This window comes from Streptomyces sp. WAC 01529, from assembly GCF_003945545.1.
Taxonomy (GTDB): Bacteria; Actinomycetota; Actinomycetes; order Streptomycetales; family Streptomycetaceae; genus Streptomyces; species Streptomyces anatolicus.
Genome location: NZ_CP029617.1, coordinates 5412567 through 5436495, shown reverse-complemented (window position 1 = coordinate 5436495; position 23929 = coordinate 5412567). Strand labels below are relative to the sequence as shown.

Below are 23929 nucleotides of genomic sequence, written 5' to 3'. Positions count from 1 at the left end.
ACGCCTCCCTCATCGCAGCTTCGGGTCGAGGGCTTCGCGTACGGCGTCACCCATCATGATGAACGCCAACACCGTGATGCTCAGCATTCCTGCCGGGAAGAACAGCGTGTGCGGGTTGTTGCGGATGTCCTGCGTCGCGGTGGAGATGTCGCCGCCCCACGAGATGGCGTCGTCGGCGAGGCCGAGGCCCAGGTACGACAGGGTGGACTCGGCCACGATGTACGTGCCGAGCGAGATGGTCGCCACGACGATCACCGGAGCGACCGCGTTCGGCAGGATGTGGCGGAAGAGGATCCGCTTCGTCCCGGCGCCGAGCGCGCGCGCCGCCATCACATAGTCGGCGTGCTTGGTGGTGATGACCGCGCCGCGCATCACGCGGGCGATCTGCGTCCAGCCGAGGAAGGCGAGCGCGCCCATGACGACCCAGACCGTGCGGTCGGTGAAGGCGTTCAGGACGACCATCGCGCCGAGCAGGAAGGGGATGCCGAAGAACACGTCGATCAGACGCGAGATCAGGCTGTCCCAGAAGCCGCCGAAGTAGCCGGCCAGCATGCCGCACAGGCCGCCGAAGAGGGTGACGAGCAGGGTCACGCCGAGGCCGACGAGGATGGAGTTGCGCGCGCCGTGCACGACACGGGAGTAGATGCTGCGGCCCGTCCTGTCGTACCCGAACCAGTCCGCCTGGAAGACGTGGCTCAGCTCCGGCTTGCCGAGGAAGTGCTTGGCCTGGTCGCCCGTGCTCGGGTCCGCGCCGGTGAACAGGCCGGGGAAGGCCGCCACCAGGAGCAGGAGCAGGATCAGGACCGAGGAGATCACGAAGAGCGGGTTGCGCCGCAGCTCGCGCCAGGCGTCGCCCCAGAGGCTGCGGGGCTTGCCCGTCGAGGCGTGGGCCGAGACCGCGGAACCGGCGACGACCTCGTCCTGCGCCGCTGCCGTCTCGTCCGTGGTGGAGGTCTTGGTGAGGTCAGGCATAACGGATCCTCGGGTCCAGGACCGCGTAAAGCAGGTCGACGATCAGGCTGGCTGCGAGGTACACGAGCACCAGGACGGTGACCACACCGACGATGACCGCGCCCTCACGGCGGGCCAGCGCCTGGAAGAGCAGGTTGCCGACGCCCGTCACGTTGAAGATGCCCTCGGTGATGACCGCGCCGCCCATCAGGGTGCCGACGTCGGTGCCGAGGTAGGTGACCACGGGGATCAGCGAGTTGCGCAGCAGGTGCCGGGTGACGATCCGCTGGCGCGGCAGGCCCTTGGCGACGGCGGTGCGCATGTAGTCCGCCTGCCGGTTCTCCGCGATGGAGGTGCGGGTCAGCCGGGCCACGTAGGCGAGGCCGACCATGCCGAGCACGAGGGCGGGTACGAGCAGCTGGCCCATGTCCTCGGAGTCCTGGACCGTGGGTGTGATCCACCCCAGTTCGTTGCCGAAGAAGAGCTGGCAGAGCAGGCCGACCACGAAGATCGGGACGGAGATCACCAGGAGCGTGAAGAGGGTGACCGTGTTGTCGACGAACCGTCCGCGCCGGATGCCCGCGAGGACACCGAGGGAGATGCCGACGATCAGCTCGAACGTCCAGGCCATGGAGGCCAGTCGCATCGAGACCGGGAACGCCTGGGTGATCTCGTCGAGCACCGGCCGGTTGCCGGCGATGGTGTTGCCGAAGTCCCCTTGCAGCAGCCCACCCATGTAGTGCAGATACTGCTGCCAGAGCGGCAGATCAAGACCGCGGTCGTGCCGGATCTGCGCGACCTGCGCGGGGTCCGGCGGCTTGTCGCCCCACAGCGCCCGTACGGGATCACCGGGGAGGACGTTGACCATGATGAAGATCAGCAGTGTCGTCCCGATGAATACCGGGATCATCTGGAGCAGTCGCCGCGCGACATAGCGCCCCATTGTGCCTCCGTCCATTGCGGAGCCGCCCGATGCGGCACCCGGGGTTTCCGGGTGCCGCATCGGGGACGGAACTCCGGGCGCCTACTTCTCGAAGACCTCGACGTCCGTCAGGACGGGGTCACCGGCCTGGTCGAACTCCATGTTCTTCACGTTCGTCGAGTAGCCGGAGGTGACCTTGTTGTACCAGAGCGGGATGCCCGGGAAGGACGTCTTCAGCTGCTGCTCGGCCTTCTGGTACAGCTCCGCGGACTCGTCGATCGTCTTGGCGGTGTCGGCCTTCTTGGTCAGCGCGTCGAACTTCTTGTCCGAGAACTCGCCCCAGTTGCCGTCGACGCCGGTGCCGTAGAGGTCGGCGAGGAAGTTGCCGTTGAACGGGTAGTCGAGCACCCAGCCGGACCGGTACATCGCCTTGACCTGGCGCTTGTCGCGCACCTCGGTGTCGGCCTGGAAGTCGGTCTTCGGGTCGCCGACGCACTTGACGCCGGTGTTCTTCTGGATGTCGTTGCAGACCGCCGTGACCCAGCCCTTGTGCGGCTGGTCGGCGTTGTACTGGATGGAGATCTTGTTGCCGGGAACGCCGCCGCCGTCCTCGACGAACTGCTTGGCCTTCTTCGGGTTGAACTCGCAGAACTCGCCGCAGGCGCCGGCCTTGTAGCCCTTCACGCCCTTGGCGACCCAGCCGGTGGCCGGCTCACGGGTGCCCGAGAACGTGGTCTTCACGATGGTGTCGCGGTCGATCGCCATCGAAAGGCCCTGGATGACCTTGATGTCGATGTCCTTGAACGTCTTGCTGTACCAGGCGGGGTTGACCGTGTTGATCGCCGAGTAGTCGGACGTGATCGCGCGGTCGCCGAAGTCCTGCTTGTAGTTGGCGAGTTCGCTGTCCGGGATCTGCGGCATCGAGTCGACGTTGTTCGACCGCAGGTCGTTGTAGGCGGCCTGGGGCGTCGTGTACGCCTTGAAGTTGATGCCGCCGTTCTTGGGCTTGTTGTTGCCCTTGTAGGCGGACCAGGCGGTGACCTGGATCGACTTCTTGTGGTCCCAGCTCTTGAACTTGTAGGGACCGTTGCCGACCGGCGCCTCGCCGTACTTCTTCGGGTCCTTCAGCGCTGCCGAGGGCATCGGGTAGAAGGGCGCGTACACCAGCTTGTAGGCGTAGTACGGGATGCCGTGGTTCAGCGTGATGGTGAAGGTGTTCTCGTCGACGACCTTCAGGCCGGACATGGCCTTCTTCTTGGCCTTGCCCTTGGCCGGGTGGACATCCTCGTAACCGGTGATGTCGCGGTACCAGGAGCTGTTCTGCTGGCCGTTGGCGGGGTCGGCGGCCCAGTTCCAGGCGTCGACGTACGACTTGGCGGTGACGGCCTCGCCGTTGTGGAACTTCCAGCCCGGCTTCAGCTTGACGGTCCACACCTTGTTCGCCTTGTCGGGAGTGACCGACTCGGCGTTCTCGTAGGTGATGTCGCCCTGCTTGTCGTAGTGCACCAGGCCCGTGAAGAGCGAGTCGATGACGACGCTGCCGTACGCCTCCATGGTGTTGGACGGCTGCAGCGGGTTCTGCGGCTCACCGTTGGCGTAGCTGACGATCCCCTTGGGGTCGACCTTTCCGCTGCCCTTGTTGTCACTGTCGCCGCCGCCACAAGCGGTGGCTGTCAGCGCGACAACACCGGCTATCGCGACCCACTTGGCGCTCTTGGCACCACGCATGGGGTTCCTCCTCATGAGTCCACTTGTTCACTACAAGAGGGGGTACGGGTGATCGCGCCGACACCCCTGACGGCGAAGATCGAGTACCCCAGTGTGCTCGTGAGTCGGCGCTCCCCACAGCGCGTGACCCATTGACCCGAGCTATACGCGGTCAACTATTAGCCATGAGGTACCGGTCGACCACACTCTTTTGGTCTCGGTTCAATCACACCTGGTCCGTACAACTTCCAAAATCCGGACAAACCGATCCTAGATAGATGGTTGCGAAACGGACGGGTTCTACATCTAACGGTCAGCGACGTCCGCATAACGGACACTTCGCCGTGAAAAAGGAGTTGCCGCGGACGCCTTCACACGGCAGTGGCCACACCGTACAGCCAGCACAAACGCGAGAGGCCGGCTTCCGCCCAACTCCCTTGCGGGAGGGCGGAAACCGGCCTCATGCGCACCTGGCGCACCACCGGAGGTTTACCAACCGGCGGCGCGCACGCGTCAGTTGCGCTTGGCGCGCGACGCGGTGCGGCCGCGCTCCTTCTGGTCCAGGACGACCTTGCGGATACGCACGGTCTCCGGGGTCACCTCGATGCACTCGTCGTCGCGGCAGAACTCCAGGGACTGCTCCAGGGAGAGCTTGCGCGGCGGCACGACGTTCTCCGTGGAGTCCGCGGAGGCGGCGCGCATGTTGGTGAGCTTCTTCTCCTTGGTGATGTTCACGTCCATGTCGTCGGAGCGCGAGTTCTCACCGATGATCATGCCCTCGTACACCTCGGTGCCGGCCTCGGTGAAGATGACACCGCGCTCCTGGAGGTTGATCATCGCGAACGGCGTGACCGTGCCCGCGCGGTCGGCGACCAGGGAGCCGTTGTTACGCGTCTTCAGCTCGCCGAACCACGGCTCGTGGCCCTCGAAGATGGAGTGCGCGATGCCGGTGCCGCGGGTCTGGGTCAGGAACTCCGTACGGAAGCCGATGAGGCCGCGGGACGGGACGATCCACTCCATGCGGATCCAGCCCGAACCGTGGTTCGTCATGGTCTCCATCCGGCCCTTGCGGGTCGCCATCAGCTGCGTGATGGCGCCGAGGTGCTCCTCGGGCGAGTCGATCGTCATGCGCTCGATCGGCTCGTGGACCTTGCCGTTGATCTCCTTGGTGACCACCTCGGGCTTGCCGACGGTCAGCTCGAAGCCTTCCCGGCGCATGGTCTCGACGAGGATGGCGAGCGCCAGCTCACCGCGGCCCTGCACCTCCCAGGCGTCGGGGCGCTCGGTGTCCAGGACGCGGAGCGAGACGTTACCGATCAGCTCCTTGTCCAGGCGGTCCTTCACCTGGCGGGCGGTGACCTTGTGGCCCTTGCCGCCCTTGCCGACCAGCGGCGAGGTGTTCGTGCCGATGGTCATGGAGATCGCCGGCTCGTCGACCGTGATCAGCGGCAGCGCGATCGGGTTCTCGGGGTCGGCCAGGGTCTCGCCGATCATGATGTCCGAGATACCGGCGATGGCGCAGATGTCACCCGGACCCGCCTTCTCGGCGGGCTTGCGGGTGAGCGCCTCGGTCATCATCAGCTCGGTGATGCGGACGTTCTGCTGGGTGCCGTCGCGCTTGATCCACGTGACGGTCTGGCCCTTGCGCAGCTCGCCCTGCTCGACGCGGCAGAGCGCGATACGGCCGAGGAAGTTGTCGGCGTCCAGGTTGGTGACGTGGGCCTGGAGGGGGGCCGACTCGTCGTACTCCGGAGCGGGGACGTGCTCCAGGATCGTGGTGAAGAACGGCTCCAGGCTGTCGCTGTCGGCCGGGACGGTGCCGTCCTCCGGCTTGGTCAGCGAGGCGATGCCGTCACGACCGCAGGCGTAGACGATCGGGAACTCGATCTGGTCCTCGTCGGCGTCCAGGTCGAGGAAGAGGTCGTACGTCTCGTTGACGACCTCGTCGATCCGGGAGTCCGGGCGGTCGGTCTTGTTGATGCACAGGATGACCGGCATCCGGGCCTGGAGGGCCTTGCGGAGCACGAAGCGGGTCTGCGGCAGCGGACCCTCGGAGGCGTCGACGAGCAGGACGACCGCGTCCACCATCGACAGGCCGCGCTCGACCTCGCCACCGAAGTCGGCGTGGCCGGGGGTGTCGATGATGTTGATGGTGATGACGTCGCCGCCATCCTTGGGGTGGTACTTGACGGCCGTGTTCTTGGCCAGGATCGTGATGCCCTTCTCACGCTCCAGGTCGTTCGAGTCCATCATGCGGTCGTCGAGCGACTCCGCGGCGTGGGCGGCGAAGGCGCCGGCCTGCTTGAGCATGGCATCGACGATGGTCGTCTTGCCGTGGTCGACGTGGGCGACGATGGCGACGTTACGAATGTCGTGGCGCGTGGGCATACAGCTGCGCTTCTCCCGGGAAGAGTGGACGGCGGCGCGTACGGTCCGGTACGCGGCCCTGCCGGGCAGACAACACGCCACGGCCTTACCCCAGTCTACGGGGCTCGCGCGGAGGCGGCCTCCGCGGGGGGCTTCCGGGCAGCCGAAAGCCCGTGTGCTTGCTGGGGGTGTCAGGGGTGAAACCGCAGGTCAATGGGTAGATACGACCTTGCCCGCCGGGGTGGCCGACGGGCAAGGGAGTTGAGCGGAATCTGAGCGTCGGTCCCGTGAAGACCTCGTGTACGCCGCCTGGACGAGACGTACGTCACCGCGGGGAAGGGACGAACGTCACTTCGCCGAGGGCGAGCCCGAGGGCTTCACGCCCGGCTTGAGGAAGCCGATGTCCTCGTAGTGCGGGGCCTGGAAGCCGAAGGCTCCGGCGTTGGCCAGGTTCGGGCGGGCCGCCATCAGCTGGGGGCGCTGGTAGAGCGGGATGGAACCGGCCTCGGCCCAGATGCGGGCGTCGGCCTTCTTCACCAAGGAGCGTGACGTTTCTTCATCGAGTTCGGCCATCGCCTGGTCGAACAGCTGATCGATGTGGTCGGTGCCGACGCGCGTGTAGTTCTGCTCGACGTTGAGCGAGCCGTCCGCGGCCGGGACCGGCTTGGCGAAGATCGGGCGGGCGTCGGTGGCCGGGAAGGCCGAGGCGGGCCACGAGTACAGGGCGAGGTCGTACTGGCCGGACGCGATGTGGTCCTTGAAGTAGCTGCTGTCGGAGACCTTCGCCGTCTCCGTGTGGACGCCGATCTTCTCCAGCATCCGCGAGATCCGGTCGGCCACGGCACGCAGCGGCTCCGAGCCGTCGCCGGAGGGCAGCACGAAGCGGAGGGTCAGGGGCTTGCCGTCCTTGCCGAGCGGGCCGGCGGGGGCGGCTGCGGGCGCGGCCGTTCCCTTGGGGGCGTACGCCCCGGGGGCGCCGCCCTTGGCCTGGTCCCGGGAGCTGGTGCGGACGGCGGACTTCCGCGAGTCGTGCCGGCCGGGGTGGTCGGCCGCGTCCTTCTTCTTGGCGCTGTTCTTCTTGGCGTCCTTTTTCTTGACGTTCTTCTTCTTGGCGGCGACCTTCTTGGCGTCGGTCTTCTTCTTGGCCTCGGTCTTGGTGTCGGCCTCGCCCGGGAGGCCGAGGACGTCGGCCTGGCGGGTCAGGGCGGCCCGCTGGTAGGCGGCGGCCGGCGCGGGGGCGAGCACGGAGGTGCTGTTGTCGGCGGCCTTGCCGTCGTCCTCGCCGACGATGTACGTGCCGTCGCCGTCGTCCGATTCCTGGCCGGAGCCGGTGCCGGAGCCGGAGTCGGTGCCGGTGCCGGATTCCGTTTCGGCCTCCCCGCCCGCCGTCTTCGGCTTCTTGTCCTTCAGCTTGTCCTTCAGGGCCCCGCCCGGCGTCCACCCGGCGTCCGCGAGCAGCGCCCGCGCCTCGGCCGTGTCCTGCTCGCCGAGGGCCCCGCTGTTGTCCGCGTACGCCTGCTGCCCGGCGAGGGCGAGATGGCTGCCGACCGGCTCCGCGGGCAGGCCGAGCGGCTTGAGCACCGCCTCCGCGAGCGCCTCGCGGTCCAGGGCGCGGGCCACCGCGCGGCGCACCCGGTCGTCCGCGAGGGGGCCTTCGGAGCCGTTGAGGGCGAGCTGGGTGTAGGCGGGCTCCAGGGACTTGCGGACCACGTAACCGCTCAGGCCCGCCTGTTCGTTCGCGTACTTCTTGACGGCGGTGCGCGTCGCCTGCCGCGCCTCGGTCTCGGCCGCCGCGGCCTCCTCGTCGGAGCCGTGGGCGATCGCCCAGGAGCGCAGCGCCTTGCCGGGGGTGAGCTGTGCGCCGGGGCCGTGGGTCAGCGGGCCCTGGTCCGCCTTGTCGCTGCTCGCGAGCGTGATCCGCCCGGCCTCCGTGGAGTCGATCTCGGCGAGGTCGACCTTGCCCTTGGCCAGCGCTTCGGCCCGCGCGGTGCGGGAGACCTCGCGCAGCACCAGCTTGTCGAGCTTGGCCGGGCGCCCCCACCAGCGCGGGTTGCGTCCCAGCGTCACCGCGCCCGTCTTGCGGTCGATGTCCGAGAGGGCGAAGGGCCCCGCGGTCACCTTCAGCTTGCGGCGCGCGCCGTCGTTGAAGGTGTCGGGGCTGCCCATGACCTGCTTCGGGTACAGCGGGGAGAACAGGGCGCGCCAGTCCGCGTACGGCTTGGCGAAGGTGACCCGCACCTCCAGGTTGTTCGCGCCGCGCTCGATCTTCTCGATGCGGTCGTATCCGGCGTTGCGGGCCGTCCAGTACGCGGTGTCCTTGCCGGACAGGGCCCGCCACTGCGCGGCGAAGTCGTCGGCGCCGATCTCCCGGCCGTCGCTCCAGACCGCCTGCTGGTTGAGCTTGTAGAGGACGACCTGCCTGGGCTCGCGCTCGACGACCTTCGCCGACTCCAGGAAGTCGGCGTTGCGCTCCGTCCTGCCCTGGGCGTCGAGGCGGAACAGGGACGGCAGGACCGCGCCCGCGATGCGGGAGGTGCCCGCGTCGGCGTCGGACTGGAAGGTGTTGAGGGTCTCGGGCAGCGCGTCGAGCGCCCAGTTCATGGTCCCCCCGTCGGCGACCATGTCCCGGGCCGCCGGGGCGACGTCCTGGCCCGCGGTCGGCCGGCCCGCCTCGTCGCTGGAGCTGCATCCGGCGAGGGTGGGCAGGGCCAGCACCCCCGTCGCGAGGAACACGACAGATCTGACCCTGACGCGGTCGTGGGACATGGGTGGTACCTCCGGGGTCCGGGGCTCGCCCGGCCGCCCGCTACCAGGACCGGGCCGGGTTTGATCACGTTTGGCGGTATATGGAGCTGATCACATCTATGGCCCCACTGAAGGTGACCGGACCGACCGCGCCGCGGAGCCACGGCGTGGCAGCGCCCAGATCCCACTCGTGCGGCCCAATGCGGGCGGGATCGGCCGGTGCCGGCCCGGCGCGGCGGGTGGACGGGAGTGGGCCGGACCGGTCGCCGACGGTCGAGATCGGCGCGATAGGCGCGTGTTCCGGCGCATTCACCGCCCCTGATCCGGCAATCGGCGCAGATCCCTTCACAAGCGGGGATGTGACGCGCGACACTCGCAGGCGCATGAGCGTTGCCACCGCACACCTGAAGTGAGGGCAAGTCATGGCTCTGCACGATGAATTGACGGCCGTACAGCGCTGCGTCGACGACTTGGTCCGCACCGTCGGCAGGCTGGAGCTACAGGCCGGGGACCAGGTGGCGGAGGTCGACGTGCGCCGGGTGCGCGCGGACACCGACCGGCTGAGCGAGAGCGTCGCCCTGCTGCGGGCCGCCGCCCTGCCGCCGAAGCCCCGCGAGGAGCCGCGCGGGCCGGAGCTCGTGACCATCCCCGACACGCCGTACGACAGCGCGCTGTGGACGAGCGGCGGGGACCTCGACGACGAGGGACTCGGCGGAAGCGGCCGCCACGCGCCCTGACCCCCCAGGTACCCGAGGACGAAGGAGTGGAGCCTCGTTGGCCACCGGCACGGAACCCCAACCGAAGAGCGGAACGGCCCCCGGCGGCGGAGTGCGCGACGGCACGCGCGCCGCGATCGCCGCTGCCCACCTGCGGACCGACCGCTGGTGGCTGGCGCCCGCGGCGACCGCCGCCGGGCTGCTCGCCTTCGTCGTCTACTCGACCTGGCGGGCGTTCGCGAACGCGGACTACTACCAGGCGCCCTACGTCTCGCCGTTCTACTCGCCGTGCCTGGCCGACAACTGCGAACCGATGCGGTCCGGGCCCAACTGGGAGATCTTCGGCAGCTGGTGGGGCCTGTCCCCCGCGCTGCTCGTCCTGATCTTCCCGCTCGGCTTCCGGCTGACCTGCTACTACTACCGCAAGGCCTATTACCGGGGCTTCTGGGCGTCACCACCCGCCTGCGCGGTCGCCGAGCCGCACAAGAAGTACACGGGCGAGACCCGCTTCCCGCTGGTGCTCCAGAACATCCACCGGTACTTCTTCTACGCGGCGGTGCCGGTCGCGGGCATCCTCACGTACGACACCGTGCTCGCGTTCCGCGACGAGCACTACGAGTGGGGCCACATGGGTCTCGGCACCCTCGTCTTCCTCGTCAACATCGTGCTGATCTGGGCGTACACCCTCTCCTGCCACTCCTGCCGGCACATCGTGGGGGGCAAGCTCAAGCACTTCTCCAGGCATCCGGTCCGGTACCGCATGTGGCAGTGGGTCGGGAAGCTGAACGCGCGCCACATGCTGCTCGCCTGGGCGTCGCTGGTGAGCGTGGCGCTCTGCGACCTCTACGTGTATCTGCTCGCGTCCAGCGCCTTCGACGATCCGAGGTTGTTCTGATGTCTCAAGTGGAGCGGCAGCAGTGGGACGTCGTCGTGGTGGGTGCCGGGGGCGCCGGGCTGCGGGCCGCGATCGAGGCGCGTGAGCAGGGCGCTCGTACGGCCGTGATCTGCAAGTCGCTGTTCGGCAAGGCCCATACGGTGATGGCCGAGGGCGGCATCGCGGCCTCCATGGGCAATGTGAACTCCGGCGACAACTGGCAGGTGCACTTCCGTGACACCCTGCGCGGCGGCAAGTTCCTCAACCAGTGGCGGATGGCCGAGCTGCACGCGCGCGAGGCGCCCGACCGGGTCTGGGAGCTGGAGACCTGGGGCGCCCTGTTCGACCGTACGCCGGACGGGCGGATCTCCCAGCGCAACTTCGGCGGGCACGAGTATCCGCGCCTCGCGCACGTCGGCGACCGCACCGGCCTCGAACTGATCCGCACCCTCCAGCAGAAGATCGTCTCACTCCAGCAGGAGGACTTCCGCGAATTCGGCGACTACGAGGCACGGCTGAAGGTCTTCCAGGAGTGCACGGTCACGCGCGTGCTGAAGGACGGCGACCGGGTCAGCGGGACCTTCTGCTACGACCGCGAGACGGGCCGCTTCTTCGTGCTCGAAGCGCCCGGTGTGGTCCTCGCGACCGGCGGCATCGGCAAGTCCTTCAAGGTGACGTCGAACTCCTGGGAGTACACCGGTGACGGGCACGCGCTCGCGCTGCTCGCCGGGGCGCCCCTGCTCAACATGGAGTTCGTGCAGTTCCACCCGACGGGCATGGTCTGGCCGCCGTCGGTCAAGGGCATCCTCGTCACCGAGTCCGTGCGCGGCGACGGCGGGGTGCTCAGGAACTCCGAGGGCAAGCGGTTCATGTTCGACTACGTCCCCGACGTCTTCAAGGAGAAGTACGCGCAGTCGGAGGAGGAGGGCGACCGCTGGTACGAGGACCCGGACCACAACCGCCGCCCGCCCGAACTGCTCCCCCGCGACGAGGTCGCGCGGGCCATCAACGCGGAGGTCAAGGCGGGCCGCGGCTCACCGCACGGCGGGGTCTTCCTGGATGTGTCGACCCGCATGCCCGCGGAGGTCATCAAGCGCCGGCTGCCGTCCATGTACCACCAGTTCAAGGAGCTGGCGGACGTCGACATCACCGCGGAGGCGATGGAGGTCGGGCCTACCTGTCATTACGTGATGGGCGGCATCGCCGTCGACTCCGACACCGCCGCCGCGCGCCGCGTCACGGGGCTCTACGCCGCGGGAGAGGTCGCGGGCGGCATGCACGGCTCCAACCGGCTCGGCGGCAACTCCCTGTCCGACCTGCTCGTCTTCGGGCGCCGCGCGGGGCTGCACGCGGCGCGGTACGCGGCGGGCCTCACCGCGCGGCCCGTGGTGGACGAGGCGCAGGTGGACACGGCGGCGGCGGAGGCGCTGCGCCCGTTCAGCGCGGAGGGCCCGGAGGACGGGGCGACGCCGGAGAATCCGTACACCCTCCACCAGGAACTGCAGCAGACCATGAACGACCTGGTCGGCATCATCCGCCGTGAGGCCGAGATGGAGCAGGCCCTGGAGAAGCTCGCCGAGCTGCGGGTGCGGGCGCGGCGGGCCGGGGTCGAGGGGCACCGCCAGTTCAACCCGGGCTGGCACCTGGCGCTCGACCTGCGCAACATGCTCCTGGTCAGCGAGTGTGTGGCGCGGGCCGCCCTGGAGCGCACGGAGAGCCGCGGCGGCCACACCCGCGAGGACCACCCGGGGATGGACCGCGAGTGGCGGCGCGCCAATCTGCTCTGCCAACTCGCCGATCCGAGCGGCGGCCTGGCCGCCACCGATCCTGTGCGCGGTCAGATCGACCTCGTCCGTGTGACGACCGAACCCATTCGCCCGGACCTGCTCGCCCTCTTCGAGAAGGAGGAGCTGGTCAAGTACCTGGCTGACGAGGAGCTGTACGAATGAGCGCGAGTTCGTACGACGCACGGTTCAAGGTCTGGCGCGGGGATCCGGGCGGCGGCGGCCTCGAGGACTTCAAGGTCGAGGTCAACGAGGGCGAGGTCGTGCTCGACATCGTCCACCGCCTCCAGGCCACGCAGGTGCCCGACCTCGCGGTGCGGTGGAACTGCAAGGCGGGCAAGTGCGGTTCGTGCTCGGCGGAGATCAACGGCCGGCCGCGGCTGATGTGCATGACGCGCATGTCGGTCTTCGAGCGCGACGAGGTCATCACGGTGACGCCGCTGCGGGCCTTCCCCGTCGTGCGCGACCTGGTGACGGACGTGGGCTTCAACTACACCAAGGCGCGCGATGTCCCGGCCTTTGTGCCGCCCGCGGGCGTCGGGCCCGGCGAGTACCGCATGCAGCAGGCGGACGTGGACCGCTCGCAGGAGTTCCGCAAGTGCATCGAGTGCTTCCTGTGCCAGGACACCTGCCATGTGGTGCGCGACCACGAGGAGAACAAGGGGGCCTTCGCCGGGCCGCGCTTCCTGATGCGGGTCGCCGAGCTGGACATGCATCCGCTGGACGCGGCGGCGGAGTCCGGCCTCGACCGCAAGCGGGCGGCGCAGGAGGAGCACGGGCTCGGCTACTGCAACATCACCAAGTGCTGTACGGAGGTGTGTCCCGAGGGCATCAAGATCACGGACAACGCGCTGATTCCCCTGAAGGAGCGGGCCGTTGACCGTAAGTACGATCCGCTGGTGTGGCTGGGGAACAAGATCCGGCGGCGCGGGGAGTAATGCTGTCCGCGGGCGGCTGATGTGCCTGGCGTTCCGCGCGGTTCAGCCAGTGGAGGTACCAGGGGGCGAAGGTGAGGCGGCCGGGTTTGCCGATGAGCTGGACCGGGAGCAGGCCTTCGGCGGCCGCCCTCGCGTCGTGCCACATCGTGCCGCGTGCCGGGCCGGTGAGGGCGAGCAGCGTGTAGTAGCCGCAGCCCTGGGAGCTGACGCAGAGCGTGCCCTCGCTCAGGGCGTCAAGGAGTTCGTCCTCGCGGGTGTCCCAGGCGTGATGGTCGCGGCAGAACCGCTCGTCGTCGGCCGCCGTATTGCCGTAGGCCGCGCGTCGGGGCTCCGCCTCCTGGTGGGCGGCGAGTTCGCGGGTGCGTTCGGGGCGGAAGAGGAGTGCGGAGTGGTCCGGCTCGACCGGGGCGTCCGGCGCGTCCGGCTCGACCGGCTTCACGGGGAACAGGCCGTAGTCGGGGCCCGCCCCGCCCGCGCCGACCTCCAGGAGGAAGGTGCGGTACTCGGCGGGGAAGGTCACGCCGCGGTGCCGTTCGACCGCGGCGACCTGTTCCTCCGTCAGCACGGGAAGCAGCTCGAACCGGTGGCCGTACGCGTGGAAGTCCGCGCCGAACACCGCCTTCCAGTGCGGTGCCTCGCGCAGGGCGAGCACGCGCTCCCGTACCCCCGTCCAGGTACTCCTCATCCCCGTCCCTCCCCCGTGCGGGCCCGCCCTTGAGCGTCGGCGGGTGATCACCGTACCTAGCGGGGCGTGCTGCCGTCCGGCCGGAACGGGCCGCCGTGGCCCGGCACGATCAGGTCCGCGGCCTCGATGACCCGCTGCCGGGAGGCGCGCAGGACCTCGCGGTCCGGGGCGACCGGGTCGTCCACCGGGCCCTGCGCGTGCCACCACAGGTCACCGGCGAAGGCCACCACGCCCTCGTCCGTCCCCGCGAGCAGCGTGATGTCCTCGGTGCTGTGGCCGGGGGTGCGGATCAGCCGGAGGGAGGGGGTGAGTTCGTGGCCCTCCGCGTCGCGGTTGCTCCACTGGTCGCCGCGGTACTCCACCTTGTGGTCGTGCACCCGGGCCTGCCCGAACAGGCCCACGTTCATGGTGTTGTCGGGGTGGTGGTGGCTGAGCACCACATCGGTGATGTCGTCGGGGCCGAGCCCCAGTCCGGCGAGGGGGGCGAGGATGTCGTCGCGGCTCGCGACCATGCCCGGGTCGAAGATCACATGCCGTCCGGCGTCGGCTATGTAAGAGACGGTGGCGGCGACTCCGGGGCCGGTGGAGCCGACGTAACCGGTGGTCAGGACCGTGTACTTGGCGCTGCGGCCGAGCGGTGCGTCTGTCATGGCCTTGATCCTGCCGGGGCGCGCGGACGGGCACGAGTGGCACAGCTGCCGTTGATCGCAGGATTACTGCCACGGCTGCCACACTGCACGCGTGCCTCCCTTCGAGACCATCGCCGCGTACACCCCGCCGGGAGTCGGCATGCTCGCCGTCGGCATCGTCAGCGAGGTGTTCGGTCCGCACGGCGAGGCGGTGCCCGGCTTCGACTTCGCGCTGTGCGCCGACCGCCCGGGGTCGGTGCCCACCGACCTCGGCGTGCCGCTGAGCATCGCGCACGGCCTGGACCGGCTCGCCCGCGCCGATCTGGTCATCGCCCTGCCCGGGGCCGGTTTCCGCACCCCGCCCCCGCCCGCCGTGCTCGCCGCGCTGTCCGCCGCCCACGAGCGCGGCGCGCTGGTCGCGGCGCACTGCGTCGGCGCCTTCGCCCTCGCCGCCGCCGGACTGCTCGACGGACGGCGGGCCACCACGCACTGGCGGTTCGCCGATCTGCTCGCCCGCCGCCACCCGGAGGTCTCCGTCGAACCGGACGCCCTCTACGTCGACGAAGGGCGCGTCATCACGGGCGCGGGCGCCGCCGCGGGCTTCGACCTCTGCCTGCACCTGCTGCGCCGCGAGCACGGGGCCGCGATGGCCAACGCGGTCGCCCGGGACGTGGTGCTGCCCTCGCACCGCGACGGCGGGCAGGCGCAGTATCTGGCCGCCCCCGTGCCGGAGGACTGCCGTGACGAGCGGCTCGCCGAGGTGCTCGCCTGGGCCCGCGCGCACCTCCACGAGCCGCTGCCCGTCGCGGAACTGGCCCGGCGCGCCATGATGAGCAAGCGCTCCTTCGCCCGCCGCTTCACCGCCGCGACCGGCACCACCCCGCACGCCTGGCTGCGGAGCCTGCGGCTGAGCGGCGCCGAGGAGCTGCTGGAGACCACGGACCTGCCGGTGGAGGAGATCGCCCGCCGCGTCGGGTACGGCAGCGCGGCCGTCCTGCGGGAACAGTTCGTGCGCCGCCGCGGGGTGCCGCCCCGCTCCTACCGCCGCTCGTTCGGCAGCACGCCCTGAGGCTGCCGCGTCCCTGGGTCTGGAGCGGGCAGACCTGAGGCCGCGCTCCCCCGGGTCGCGACACCCCGTATGGGGTCATACGCTCCCAAATGTGACGCCGCCCCCGTCCAGAACCTCGCGGGCAGCCGCGGTCGCCGTGGCCGTGCTGCTCGCCTGGTTTCCGCTGCTGTGCCCCTCGCCCGCCGCCGCCGAGGACCCCGTCACGCTCTCCCGCACCGGCCAGACCACCGACCGGGTGGGCGCGCTCGGGGACCGCGAGGACGCCTCCGAGCGGGCCCTGGACCGGCTCTACGACGACCGCTCGGTACAGCTCTTCGTGGTGTACGTACGTGACTTCTCCGGCCGTTCCCCGCAGAGCTGGGCGGACGCCACCGCCGAGCGCAACGGCCTGGGCCTTGACGACGTGCTGCTCGCCGTCGCCACGCACGACCGGCAGTTCGCCTACTCCGTGGACGACGGCTCGCGGCTCAGTGACGAGCAGCTCCAGGAGGTCGCCACCACCGCGATCCGGCCCGCCCTGCGCGAGAACGACTGGGCCGGGGCCGCCATCGGCGCCGCGGACGGCTACCGGGCGGTCCTCGCGGGCGACCCCGTGCCGACCCCGTCCCTCACCCCGGGGGCGGCCGACCCCGGCGGGGGCGATTCCGGCGGGGGTGACGAGTCCGTCGCCGGTGACCTGGTGCTGCCCGTGCTGGCGGCGGGCGCGGCCGGGGTCGCGGCGACGGTCGCGTACCGGCGGCGCAAGAAGCGGCTCACGACGCGTACGACACCGAGCGGCGGCTGGAGCCGGGGCGCGGGCGGCCGTGCGGGCAAGGCCCCCACGCCGCTGCCGGAGCTGGACAAGAGGGCCCGGCTGCTCCTCGTCGAGACCGACGACGCGATCCGTACCAGCACCGAGGAGCTGGGCTTCGCCACCGCGCAGTTCGGTGAGGAAGCGGTCAGGCCCTTCGATGAGGCGCTGACGTACGCGCGTTCGGAGCTGACGGCGGCGTTCCGGCTGCGGCAGGAGCTGGACGACGCCTTCGCCGAGGACGAGCCGACCCGCCGCCGCATGCTGGAGGAGATCATCGCGCGCTGCACGGAGGCCGACCGCCGCCTGGACGCGGAGACCGCGGGCTTCGACGAGCTGCGCGCCCTGAAGAAGAACGCCCCGCAGGCCCTGGAGCACGCCGAGACGGCGTTCCGGCAGGTCGCTGCGCGTACCGGCGCGGCCGACGAGACCCTGGCCGGGCTCCGCGGGACGTACGCGCCGACCGCCTCCGCGGCGGTTCTCGGCCACGTCGAGCAGGCCAAGGACCGCCTCGTCTTCGCCACCACCCACCTCAACGCGGCCCGGCAGTCCGTCGACGCGGGCGACAGCGGCCGGGCCGCCGTCCATCTGCGGGCCGCCGAGGGCGCCGTCGACCAGGCGGGCACCTTCGTGGACGCCGTCGACCGGCTGGCCGACGAGTTGGCGCAGGCCGCCGAGCGGCTGCCGGGGGCGCTCACCGAGACCGAGGCCGACCTCGCGGACGCGCGGGGCCTGCTCGAAGGCACCGCGGCCGGGGTCTCCACCGCCGACCTGCGGGGCCGTGTCGCCCGCGCGGAGTCGGTGGTCGCCGAGGTGCGGGGCCACCTGGCCGCCGGGCCCTGCGATCCGATCGCCTCCCTGCGCCGCGTGGAGGAGGCCGACGCGGCCCTCGACGCGGCGCTCGCGGGCGCCCGGGAGCGCGAGGTCGCCGAAGGCCGCTCCCGTGCTCTGCTCGCCCAGGCCCTGCTCACCGCGCGCAGCGCCGTCGGGGCGGCCACGGACTACGTCACCACGCACCGCGGCGCCGTCGGCAGCGAGGCCAGGACCCGGCTGGCCGAGGCCGGGCGGCTCCTGGCGCAGGCGCAGGCCGCCGAGGACGGTGACGCCACGGCCGCGCTCGCGGCGGCCCAGCGGGCGGACTCCCTGGCCCGGCAGGCGCACCAGCTCGCCGAGCGGGACGTGCGCGGCTACGGCAATCCCTACGGGGGTCCCGGCTCGGGCGGCGGCATCGGCGGAGGCATCGGCGACGGGAGGGGCGGGGGCATGGGTGGCGCGGTCCTCGGCGGGATCATCCTGGGCGAGCTGCTCGGGGGCGGGGGGCGGCGCGGCGGCTATGGAGGCGGTGGCTTCGGGGGTGGTGGCTTCGGCGGGGGCGGGCCGGGGAGCTTCGGCGGCGGGGGGACGCGGGGGCGCCGGGGCGGGGGCGGCAGGTTCTGAGGCCCGGCAGCACAACACGTCGTACGTCCCTCGACCCTCGTACAAGGAGGACCAGGCCATGACGAAGCAGACCATCCTCGGCCGTGTCACCCAGCTCGCCAAGGCGAACATCAACGCGCTCCTCGACCAGGCCGAGGACCCGCAGAAGATGCTCGACCAGCTGATCCGCGACTACACGGACAACATCAGGGAGGCCGAGGAGGCGGTCGCGACCACCATCGGCAATCTGCGGATGCTGGAGCAGGACCACCGGGAGGACCAGGACGCGGCCGTGGAGTGGGGCGGCAAGGCGCTCGCCGCGAGCCGGAAGGCCGATGAGCTGCGGGCGGGCGGGAGCGCGACGGAGGCCGACAAGTTCGACCGGCTCGCCAAGGTGGCGCTCGGGCGGCAGGTGCAGTGCGAGAAGGAGGCGAAGGCGGCCGAGCCGACGATCGCCTCGCAGACGGAGATCGTGGACAGGCTCAGGTCGGGGCTCGACCGGATGAAGATGAAGCTGGCGGACCTCCGGTCGCGGCGCGATCAGCTGGTGGCGCGGGCGAAGACCGCGCAGGCGCAGAACCAGATGATGGACGCCGCCCGGACCATCGACGTCCTGGACCCGACCAGCGAGCTGAGCCGCTTCGAGGAGAAGGTGCGCCGCGAGGAGGCGCGGGCGCTCGGCAAGCAGGAGCTGGCCGCGTCCTCGCTCGACGCGCAGTTCGAGGAGCTGGACGGCCTGGGCGACGCGGCGGAGGTGGAGGCCCGCCTCGCCGCCCTCAAGGCGACCACGTGAGGCGGGCCCAGGGGCGAGCGAGAACCACGAGCGCCCGATCCTGAAGCCGCCCGGCGTCCGCAGGAGGCCGACGGGGTCGGCACGCGCCCCTGCGTGTGTCAGCACGCCAAGCACGCGGACGTCCGCGTGGGACATCAGCACGCCTGGCCCGGGGACGTCAGCACATGACACCCGCGTACGCGCAGCCGACCCCGCGTCAGGCGTGGGGTCAGAAGAGGCTGAGCAGGGCCTCCGCCGGGTCCATCGGTTCGTTCTCGCCGTCGGGGAGCGCCAGTTCGAACCAGACCGTCTTGCCCCGCGGGGTCCTCCGGGAGCCCCAGCCGGCGCTGAGCAGGCCGACCAGTTGGAGGCCGCGGCCGCCCTCGTCGGTGTCGCGGGCCCGGCGGCGGCGCGGCTGGACGAAGCCGCCGTCCCAGACCTCGCAGACCAGGGTGCGGTCGAGCAGGAGGCGGAGTCTGATCTCCCCCTCGCCATACCGCAGGGCGTTGGTGACCAGCTCGCTGACGAGCAGCTCCGCCGTGTCGCAGAGGCGCTCCAGGTCCCAGTCGCGCAGCTGGTCGCAGGCCAGTTCGCGGGCGCGGCCCACCGATTTGGGGTCGCGCGGCAGCGTCCAGTCGCCGACGTGCTCGGCGGGCAGGCCCTGGACACGCGCCGTCAGGAGGGCGATGTCGTCCTCGCCGTGGTGGGTGTCGAGGGTGTTGAGGACGTGGTCGCAGACGTCCTCCAGGGCGGGAGGCGCGTCGTTGAGGGCGCGTACGAACGCGTTCAGGCCCTCGTCGAGCGGGTGGTCGCGGGACTCCACGAGCCCGTCGGTGTAGAGGGCGAGGAGGGCGCCCTCGGGGAGTTCGACCTCGACGTCCTCGAAGGGTTCGCCGCCCACCCCGAGCGGCAGGCCCGGCGGCACGTCGAGCATGAGCGCGGATTCGCCGGGCTCGACGAGTACGGGCGGCAGATGCCCCGCGTTGGCGAACGTACAGCGGCGGGTGACGGCGTCGTAGACCGCGTAGACGCACGTGGCGAGGTACACCTCGCTGAGGTCGGCGTCCGCGGCCTTGCGGGCGGCTCGGGGGCTCTGCTGGGGTCCGGCGGGGCTGCCGAGGCCGCGGGCGATCTCGTCGAGGGCGGAGAGGACCTCGGCGGGCTCCAGGTCCAGGAGGGCCAGCGTGCGCACGGCGGTGCGCAGCTCCCCCATGGCGACGGCGGCGCGCAGGCCGCGGCCCATGACGTCGCCGACGACGAGGGCGGTGCGGTGGCCGGGCAGTTCGATGACGTCGAACCAGTCGCCGCCGACCTCCGTGGCCGCGTTGCCCGGCAGATAGCGGCAGGCGATGTCCAGGCCGGACGCCTCGGGGTCGCCGGGCGGGAGCAGGGACCGCTGCAGTATCAGGGCGCGCTCGTGCTCGCGGCGGTAGAGGCGGGCGTTGTCGATGCAGACGGCGGCGCGCGCGGCCAGTTCGACGGCGAGCGCCCGGTCCCGCTCGCCGAAGGGTTCGCTGCCCTTCGTACGGGAGAACTGGGCGAGGCCGACGACGGTGTCGTGGGCGACCATCGGCACCGCGAGCGTCGACTGGATGAGGCCGCCGGTGAGCCGGCTCGCGGACTCGTCGTCCTCCGCGGTGGTCAGCCGGGGGCGGGCCGCGCGCAGGGCGTCGGCGCAGGGCGAGGTGAACGCGAAGCGGTGCACGGAGCCGACGTCGACGGGCGAGCCGCCGTCCGGGAAGGGGGCGTCGGCGACGGCGCTCGAGAAGGCCACGCGGCGCAGTTCCGCGCTGCCGTCGGCGAGGCCGGGCGGCGTCTCGTCGCCGTCGAGCAGGCCTTGGTAGAGGTCGACGGAGGCGAGGTCGCAGAAGCCGGGGACGGCGACGTCGAGGAGTTCCCTGGCGGTCGTCTCCAGGTCGAGGGAGTTGCCGATGCGGGCGCCCGCCTCGTTCAGGAGGGCGAGGTTGCGGCGGGCCTGGGCGGCCTCGCGGGCGGCCGCGTGCCGCCGGGTGACGTCGGTGCCGAGCCCCGCGACGCCGATGGGCCGGCCCGACCCGCTGTGCACGCGGTAGAGGTTGATCGACCAGTGCCTGCGGTCCTTGCCGCCGGGCGTGGGGCCGACGATCTGCATGTCCGTGACGGCGTCGCCGGTCTCCAGGACCCGCTTCATCGCGGCGGCCATGCGGTCGGCCTCGTGGCGCGGCAGGTAGTCGTGGACGGTGCGGCCGCGCTGGTCCTCGACGCCGCCGCCGAAGACCTCGGCGAAGCGGCGGTTGGCCCGCAGCACCTTGAGGTCCGTGCCGAACAACAGGAAGCCGAAGGGAGATTGGCCGAAAATGGCCTGCGAGGAGGCGAGGTCCGTCTCGATCTGCCGGAGCGCGCGGACATCGACGACGATGCAGACCGCGGCCCGCTCGCCCTCCTCCGTGCCGGTCGGCATAACGTAGACCTCGGCGATGCCTTCCATGCCCGCCATGCCCGGTCCGCCGGGTCCGCGTCCGCCGGGCCCGCCCGGTCCGCCGCCGCCTTCGCCCTCGGGCACGCGGAAGGGGACGATGCCCGTCCACTCCCGTCCGTCGAGGATCTCCGCCATCTTGCGGTGACCGTCGGCGCGCAGCTCGGGCGGCACGAACGCCTCGATGGGGTCCTTGCCGACCGCGTCGCGCGCGGCCACGCCGAACAGCCGCTCGGCGCGCACGCTCCACTGGTCGACGAGGCCGTCGGGGCCGATCGAAAAGGAGGCGACCTTGATGTAGTCGTAGATCGAGCCGGGCGGGCTGCTCTGCCAGGTCATGTCGGCCGTCGGACCGGCCGGCACGTCGCCGGACCCCTCCCCCGCCGCGTCACCGCTCGACTCTCCGGCCGCCGGGTCACCCGACGGCCGCTCGGCCTGCGCGTCGCCCGACGGCCTCTCGGGCTCCGTCGCCTTCGCTGGTATCTCGCTCACGCGAACCGTCCCCTCCAGCTCACCGCGTCCGGCACCGGCCGCCGCGTACGGCTGACCGCAGTATCCAGCACTACGGTGCCGCGCCACACGGCGTTCACGATCACAGCACGGACTCGTCGCTTTTTGGCCCGTGCGGCTCTTGTGCCCGACGCCCTTCGCACACTGCAAGTCTTCTAACCCGGCAGCGCCAGCTCGAACCACACCGTCTTCCCCGTGCTGCCCGGGCGGCCGGGACGCGTGCCCCAGCTCCGCGAGGAGCGGGCCACCAGCTGGAGGCCGCGGCCGCCCTCGTCGTCGGGCGCGGCGGTGCGGGCGAGCGGCGGGTCGGGGAGCGGGTCCGACACCTCCACGAGGAGGGTGCCCAGCGGGTCGGCGGGGCGCACGAGGCGTACGCCGATGGGCCCGGAGGCGTGCCGCAGGGAGTTCGTGACCAGCTCGCTCACCAGCAGGGCGGTGACGTCACCGAGGGGTGCGAGGCCCCAGTCGCCGAGCTGCTCGCGGACGACGGAGCGGGCGGTGCGGACGGCGCCGGGGTCGGCGGGGAAGTCCCACTCGGCGCAGTCGCCTTCGGTGTCGATCACGCCGATCACTTCCAGACCATCGGCAGAACCTGTCCGATTTCGGGCGGTTAATGGGCACATACCCGATATCTGGGTGGCTTTACCGCGTAATGGGGCGCACTGTGGCACGAACGGCGTAGGAGGTGCGCGGGAGGTGTCAGTGCGCGACGTGCGGCAGTTCGAGCGCCGCGGTGACCGCGGGCACGTCCGCGCTCAGCCACTCGACCGACCAGACCTGGTCAGGGGCGAGCCAGCGCAGTTCGTCATGGTCTTGGAGAGGCTCGGGCACTCCCGAGCGGAGTCGGGCCTTCCACACCCGCAGGGCGTATCCCTTGGCGAGCGGCCACTGGCCCGGCACGCGCTCCAGGATCTCCGCCTCGACGCCCAGTTCCTCACGCAGCTCGCGTACGAGCGCGTCCTCGCACCGCTCACCCGGTTCGACCTTGCCGCCCGGCAGCTCCCAGCCGCCCGCGAGTTCGGGGGGCGCGCTGCGCCGCGCGGCGAGCAGGCGCCCTTGGTCGTACAGGGCCGCGCCCACCACAATGCGTTCGTTCATGCGCGGGAGCCTAGGGCCTGTCCGGAGATGTCCGGCGCATCGGGTCCCGCCGCCCCCTGGGCTACTGCCGCCCGCCGCCGTTCTGGCTCAGCCGCTCGACCGAGTACAGCTGGTCGGAGCCGAGATCGTCGAGGCTGTCCGCGATCTTCTGGGCCTCGGCCTTCGTCGCGAACCTGCCCACGCGATAGCGGTTGCCGTCGTCGTCCTGTCGTATGACGAACCAGGGCAGCAGGACCGTCCCGTCGTTCATCGCGTTCCTCCGCTCGCCGCCCCCGGCGCGCGCCACGCCTCGATCACCAAGGAAACCGCAATCCGCATATGCCCGAGCCTACGCCCGACCTTTACTCAGCGGATACGAGTTTGCACAAAGAGATACGCAGGCCGTAGTCAATCGGCCATCGGGGCGACAACGGCCGGGGGCGCACCGCGTGGATGCGCCCCCGGGGCCCGCTGGACGGGCAGTCGGCGATGTCGGCACCTGGGGCGTGAGCACCTCGGTCCGCGGGGCGGCGGGTTCCCCGCGTGTGCGTCTCGCACGGGAAAGACGCATAGCCGAGGGACGCGAGGGTCGACCCGAAAGAGCCGAAACCCGCCCCCCGGCGAGCCAGGCCCATCTCCAGGGCTCGCCGCCGGGCGTCACTTCACGGGCAGGTGGTACGCGACGCGGTACCGGTCGGCGGGGACGACGATGTCGGCCGTCTCGACCGGGCGGCCCGAGGCGTAGTACGTCCGCTGGACGACGATGACCACATGGCCGGGGACGCCGCCGAGCGCGGTCAGCTCCTCGGCGAGGCCGGGGCGGGCGCCGACCTCCTCCGCGACGTTGTCCACGACGACGTCGATGGCCGCCATGCGGTCCACCACCCCGCAGCCGCCGAGCGGGCCCTCCTCGGGGAGCATCACGGGGGTGCGGCCCGTGACGGCGAGGGGCTCCCAGGAGGTGGAGAGCATCATCGCCTCCCCCGCGTCCCGGAACACGTACTTGGTGCACATCACGCGGTCGCCCGGGCGGATGCCGAGGCGCTCGGCGATCCCGGCGCCCGCCTCGGCCTGCTCGCTGCGGGACTCCCAGGTGCCGCGCGCGCCGTCGGCGGCCTGCTCCTGGCGGAAGGGGGTCGAGCCGCCGTTCACCGCGCGGTACCCGGTGCGGATGATCTTGCGGGGGACGGGGTGCTCGCGCACATACGTCCCCGAGCCGGAGCGGCCCTCGACCAGACCCTCGGCCATCAGGACCTTGCGCGCCTCCAGGGCGACCGTGTCCGAGACGCCGTACTCCTCGCGGATTCTGGCCTGCGAGGGGAGCCGGGTGTGCGGCGGGAGCGAACCGTCGACGATCTTCTTGCGAAGATCACCCGCGACGCGCAGATACGCCGGCTGCTCACCGAAAGTCACTGGCCACTCCCATCAGGTTGACAGACAGCTACAGCCTGGCAACCGTGGGTTGTTGGCTGCAACCCAAGGCCAAGGAATCACTCGAAGTGATGATTTCTACCCTCGCAGG

Annotated in this window: 19 protein-coding genes; 7 read left to right on the top strand and 12 right to left on the bottom strand. The window is 71.1% G+C overall.

What is annotated here, in order from left to right:
* Positions 1-9 precede the first annotated feature (9 nt).
* The 5 genes from DMA15_RS24465 to DMA15_RS24445 all read right to left on the bottom strand — a co-directional run bounded on the left by DMA15_RS24465 (position 10) and on the right by DMA15_RS24445 (position 8713).
* Entirely contained in the window at positions 10-972 is a 963-nt protein-coding gene (locus DMA15_RS24465; RefSeq protein WP_125514910.1) for an ABC transporter permease, read from the bottom strand.
* Positions 965-1894 (bottom strand): ABC transporter permease, encoded by a 930-nt coding sequence (locus DMA15_RS24460; RefSeq protein WP_125514909.1) that lies wholly within the window; start codon positions 1892-1894, stop codon positions 965-967. Before DMA15_RS24460 ends, DMA15_RS24465 begins: the two co-directional genes overlap by 8 nt.
* An 81-nt stretch (positions 1895-1975) precedes the next feature.
* Positions 1976-3601, bottom strand: coding sequence for an ABC transporter substrate-binding protein (locus DMA15_RS24455; RefSeq protein ID WP_125514908.1), 1626 nt, complete (start codon positions 3599-3601; stop codon positions 1976-1978).
* A gap of 492 nt (positions 3602-4093) precedes the next feature.
* Positions 4094-5968: a translational GTPase TypA gene (gene typA / locus DMA15_RS24450; RefSeq protein WP_125514907.1), complete on the bottom strand. Its 1875-nt coding sequence runs from the start codon at positions 5966-5968 to the stop codon at positions 4094-4096.
* 327 nt (positions 5969-6295) lie between these two features.
* A complete protein-coding gene (locus tag DMA15_RS24445; RefSeq protein ID WP_125514906.1) occupies positions 6296-8713 on the bottom strand; it encodes an ABC transporter family substrate-binding protein in 2418 nt (805 codons plus the stop codon).
* A 401-nt stretch (positions 8714-9114) separates the two neighbouring features.
* On the opposite strand from DMA15_RS24445, the gene DMA15_RS24440 reads away from it, so the two are divergent.
* The 4 genes from DMA15_RS24440 to DMA15_RS24425 are packed head-to-tail and all read left to right on the top strand — an operon-like array spanning position 9115 to position 13004.
* Positions 9115-9429, top strand: coding sequence for a hypothetical protein (locus DMA15_RS24440; protein WP_125514905.1), 315 nt, complete (start codon positions 9115-9117; stop codon positions 9427-9429).
* Between the two features lie 37 nt (positions 9430-9466).
* Positions 9467-10303 carry a hypothetical protein gene (locus DMA15_RS24435; protein ID WP_125514904.1) on the top strand — a complete coding sequence of 279 codons (837 nt, stop codon included), beginning with the start codon at positions 9467-9469 and terminating at the stop codon, positions 10301-10303.
* A complete protein-coding gene (locus DMA15_RS24430; RefSeq protein WP_125514903.1) occupies positions 10303-12231 on the top strand; it encodes a fumarate reductase/succinate dehydrogenase flavoprotein subunit in 1929 nt (642 codons plus the stop codon). The genes DMA15_RS24435 and DMA15_RS24430 overlap by 1 nt, the downstream gene beginning before the upstream one ends.
* Positions 12228-13004 (top strand): succinate dehydrogenase/fumarate reductase iron-sulfur subunit, encoded by a 777-nt coding sequence (locus tag DMA15_RS24425; RefSeq protein ID WP_125514902.1) that lies wholly within the window; start codon positions 12228-12230, stop codon positions 13002-13004. Before DMA15_RS24430 ends, DMA15_RS24425 begins: the two co-directional genes overlap by 4 nt.
* Here DMA15_RS24425 and DMA15_RS24420 read toward each other — a convergent pair.
* Both DMA15_RS24420 and DMA15_RS24415 read right to left on the bottom strand, forming a co-directional pair.
* Positions 12904-13689 (bottom strand): SMI1/KNR4 family protein, encoded by a 786-nt coding sequence (locus tag DMA15_RS24420; protein WP_125514901.1) that lies wholly within the window; start codon positions 13687-13689, stop codon positions 12904-12906. The genes DMA15_RS24425 and DMA15_RS24420 overlap by 101 nt on opposite strands.
* 56 nt (positions 13690-13745) lie before the next feature.
* Entirely contained in the window at positions 13746-14339 is a 594-nt protein-coding gene (locus DMA15_RS24415; RefSeq protein WP_125514900.1) for an MBL fold metallo-hydrolase, read from the bottom strand.
* Between the two features lie 139 nt (positions 14340-14478).
* Between DMA15_RS24415 and DMA15_RS24410 the strand changes: the two genes are divergently transcribed.
* The 3 genes from DMA15_RS24410 (at position 14479) to DMA15_RS24400 (ending at position 18386) form a co-directional block, all read left to right on the top strand.
* Positions 14479-15387, top strand: a complete 909-nt coding sequence (locus tag DMA15_RS24410; RefSeq protein ID WP_125517985.1) for a helix-turn-helix domain-containing protein — start codon at positions 14479-14481, stop codon at positions 15385-15387.
* 136 nt (positions 15388-15523) lie between these two features.
* Positions 15524-17614 carry a TPM domain-containing protein gene (locus DMA15_RS24405; RefSeq protein WP_125517984.1) on the top strand — a complete coding sequence of 697 codons (2091 nt, stop codon included), beginning with the start codon at positions 15524-15526 and terminating at the stop codon, positions 17612-17614.
* A gap of 58 nt (positions 17615-17672) precedes the next feature.
* On the top strand, positions 17673-18386 hold the full coding sequence (locus DMA15_RS24400) for a PspA/IM30 family protein (protein WP_125514899.1): 714 nt from the start codon (positions 17673-17675) through the stop codon (positions 18384-18386).
* Positions 18387-18594: 208 nt separating this feature from the next.
* On the opposite strand, the gene DMA15_RS24395 is transcribed toward DMA15_RS24400, so the two are convergent.
* The 5 genes from DMA15_RS24395 to DMA15_RS24375 form a co-directional block, all read right to left on the bottom strand.
* Complete coding sequence (locus DMA15_RS24395) at positions 18595-21312, bottom strand: SpoIIE family protein phosphatase (protein ID WP_125514898.1); 2718 nt, start codon at positions 21310-21312, stop codon at positions 18595-18597.
* Between the two features lie 173 nt (positions 21313-21485).
* A complete protein-coding gene (locus DMA15_RS24390) occupies positions 21486-21902 on the bottom strand; it encodes an ATP-binding protein (protein ID WP_125514897.1) in 417 nt (138 codons plus the stop codon).
* Positions 21903-22029: 127 nt separating this feature from the next.
* Complete coding sequence (locus DMA15_RS24385) at positions 22030-22428, bottom strand: (deoxy)nucleoside triphosphate pyrophosphohydrolase (RefSeq protein ID WP_125514896.1); 399 nt, start codon at positions 22426-22428, stop codon at positions 22030-22032.
* Between the two features lie 61 nt (positions 22429-22489).
* A complete protein-coding gene (locus DMA15_RS24380) occupies positions 22490-22678 on the bottom strand; it encodes an SPOR domain-containing protein (protein WP_125514895.1) in 189 nt (62 codons plus the stop codon).
* 386 nt (positions 22679-23064) lie between these two features.
* Complete coding sequence (locus DMA15_RS24375; protein ID WP_125514894.1) at positions 23065-23820, bottom strand: GntR family transcriptional regulator; 756 nt, start codon at positions 23818-23820, stop codon at positions 23065-23067.
* Between the last annotated feature and the right edge of the window lie 109 nt (positions 23821-23929).

Coding starts and splice junctions, on each gene's coding strand:
- typA (WP_125514907.1), bottom strand. CDS start 5,968: ATGCCCACGCGCCACGACATTCGTAACGTCGCCATCGTCGCCCACGTC.
- DMA15_RS24460 (WP_125514909.1), bottom strand. CDS start 1,894: ATGGGGCGCTATGTCGCGCGGCGACTGCTCCAGATGATCCCGGTATTC.
- DMA15_RS24420 (WP_125514901.1), bottom strand. CDS start 13,689: ATGAGGAGTACCTGGACGGGGGTACGGGAGCGCGTGCTCGCCCTGCGC.
- DMA15_RS24400 (WP_125514899.1), top strand. CDS start 17,673: ATGACGAAGCAGACCATCCTCGGCCGTGTCACCCAGCTCGCCAAGGCG.
- DMA15_RS24445 (WP_125514906.1), bottom strand. CDS start 8,713: ATGTCCCACGACCGCGTCAGGGTCAGATCTGTCGTGTTCCTCGCGACG.
- DMA15_RS24385 (WP_125514896.1), bottom strand. CDS start 22,428: ATGAACGAACGCATTGTGGTGGGCGCGGCCCTGTACGACCAAGGGCGC.
- DMA15_RS24465 (WP_125514910.1), bottom strand. CDS start 972: ATGCCTGACCTCACCAAGACCTCCACCACGGACGAGACGGCAGCGGCG.
- DMA15_RS24440 (WP_125514905.1), top strand. CDS start 9,115: ATGGCTCTGCACGATGAATTGACGGCCGTACAGCGCTGCGTCGACGAC.
- DMA15_RS24380 (WP_125514895.1), bottom strand. CDS start 22,678: ATGAACGACGGGACGGTCCTGCTGCCCTGGTTCGTCATACGACAGGAC.
- DMA15_RS24455 (WP_125514908.1), bottom strand. CDS start 3,601: ATGCGTGGTGCCAAGAGCGCCAAGTGGGTCGCGATAGCCGGTGTTGTC.
- DMA15_RS24410 (WP_125517985.1), top strand. CDS start 14,479: ATGCTCGCCGTCGGCATCGTCAGCGAGGTGTTCGGTCCGCACGGCGAG.
- DMA15_RS24425 (WP_125514902.1), top strand. CDS start 12,228: ATGAGCGCGAGTTCGTACGACGCACGGTTCAAGGTCTGGCGCGGGGAT.
- DMA15_RS24430 (WP_125514903.1), top strand. CDS start 10,303: ATGTCTCAAGTGGAGCGGCAGCAGTGGGACGTCGTCGTGGTGGGTGCC.
- DMA15_RS24415 (WP_125514900.1), bottom strand. CDS start 14,339: ATGACAGACGCACCGCTCGGCCGCAGCGCCAAGTACACGGTCCTGACC.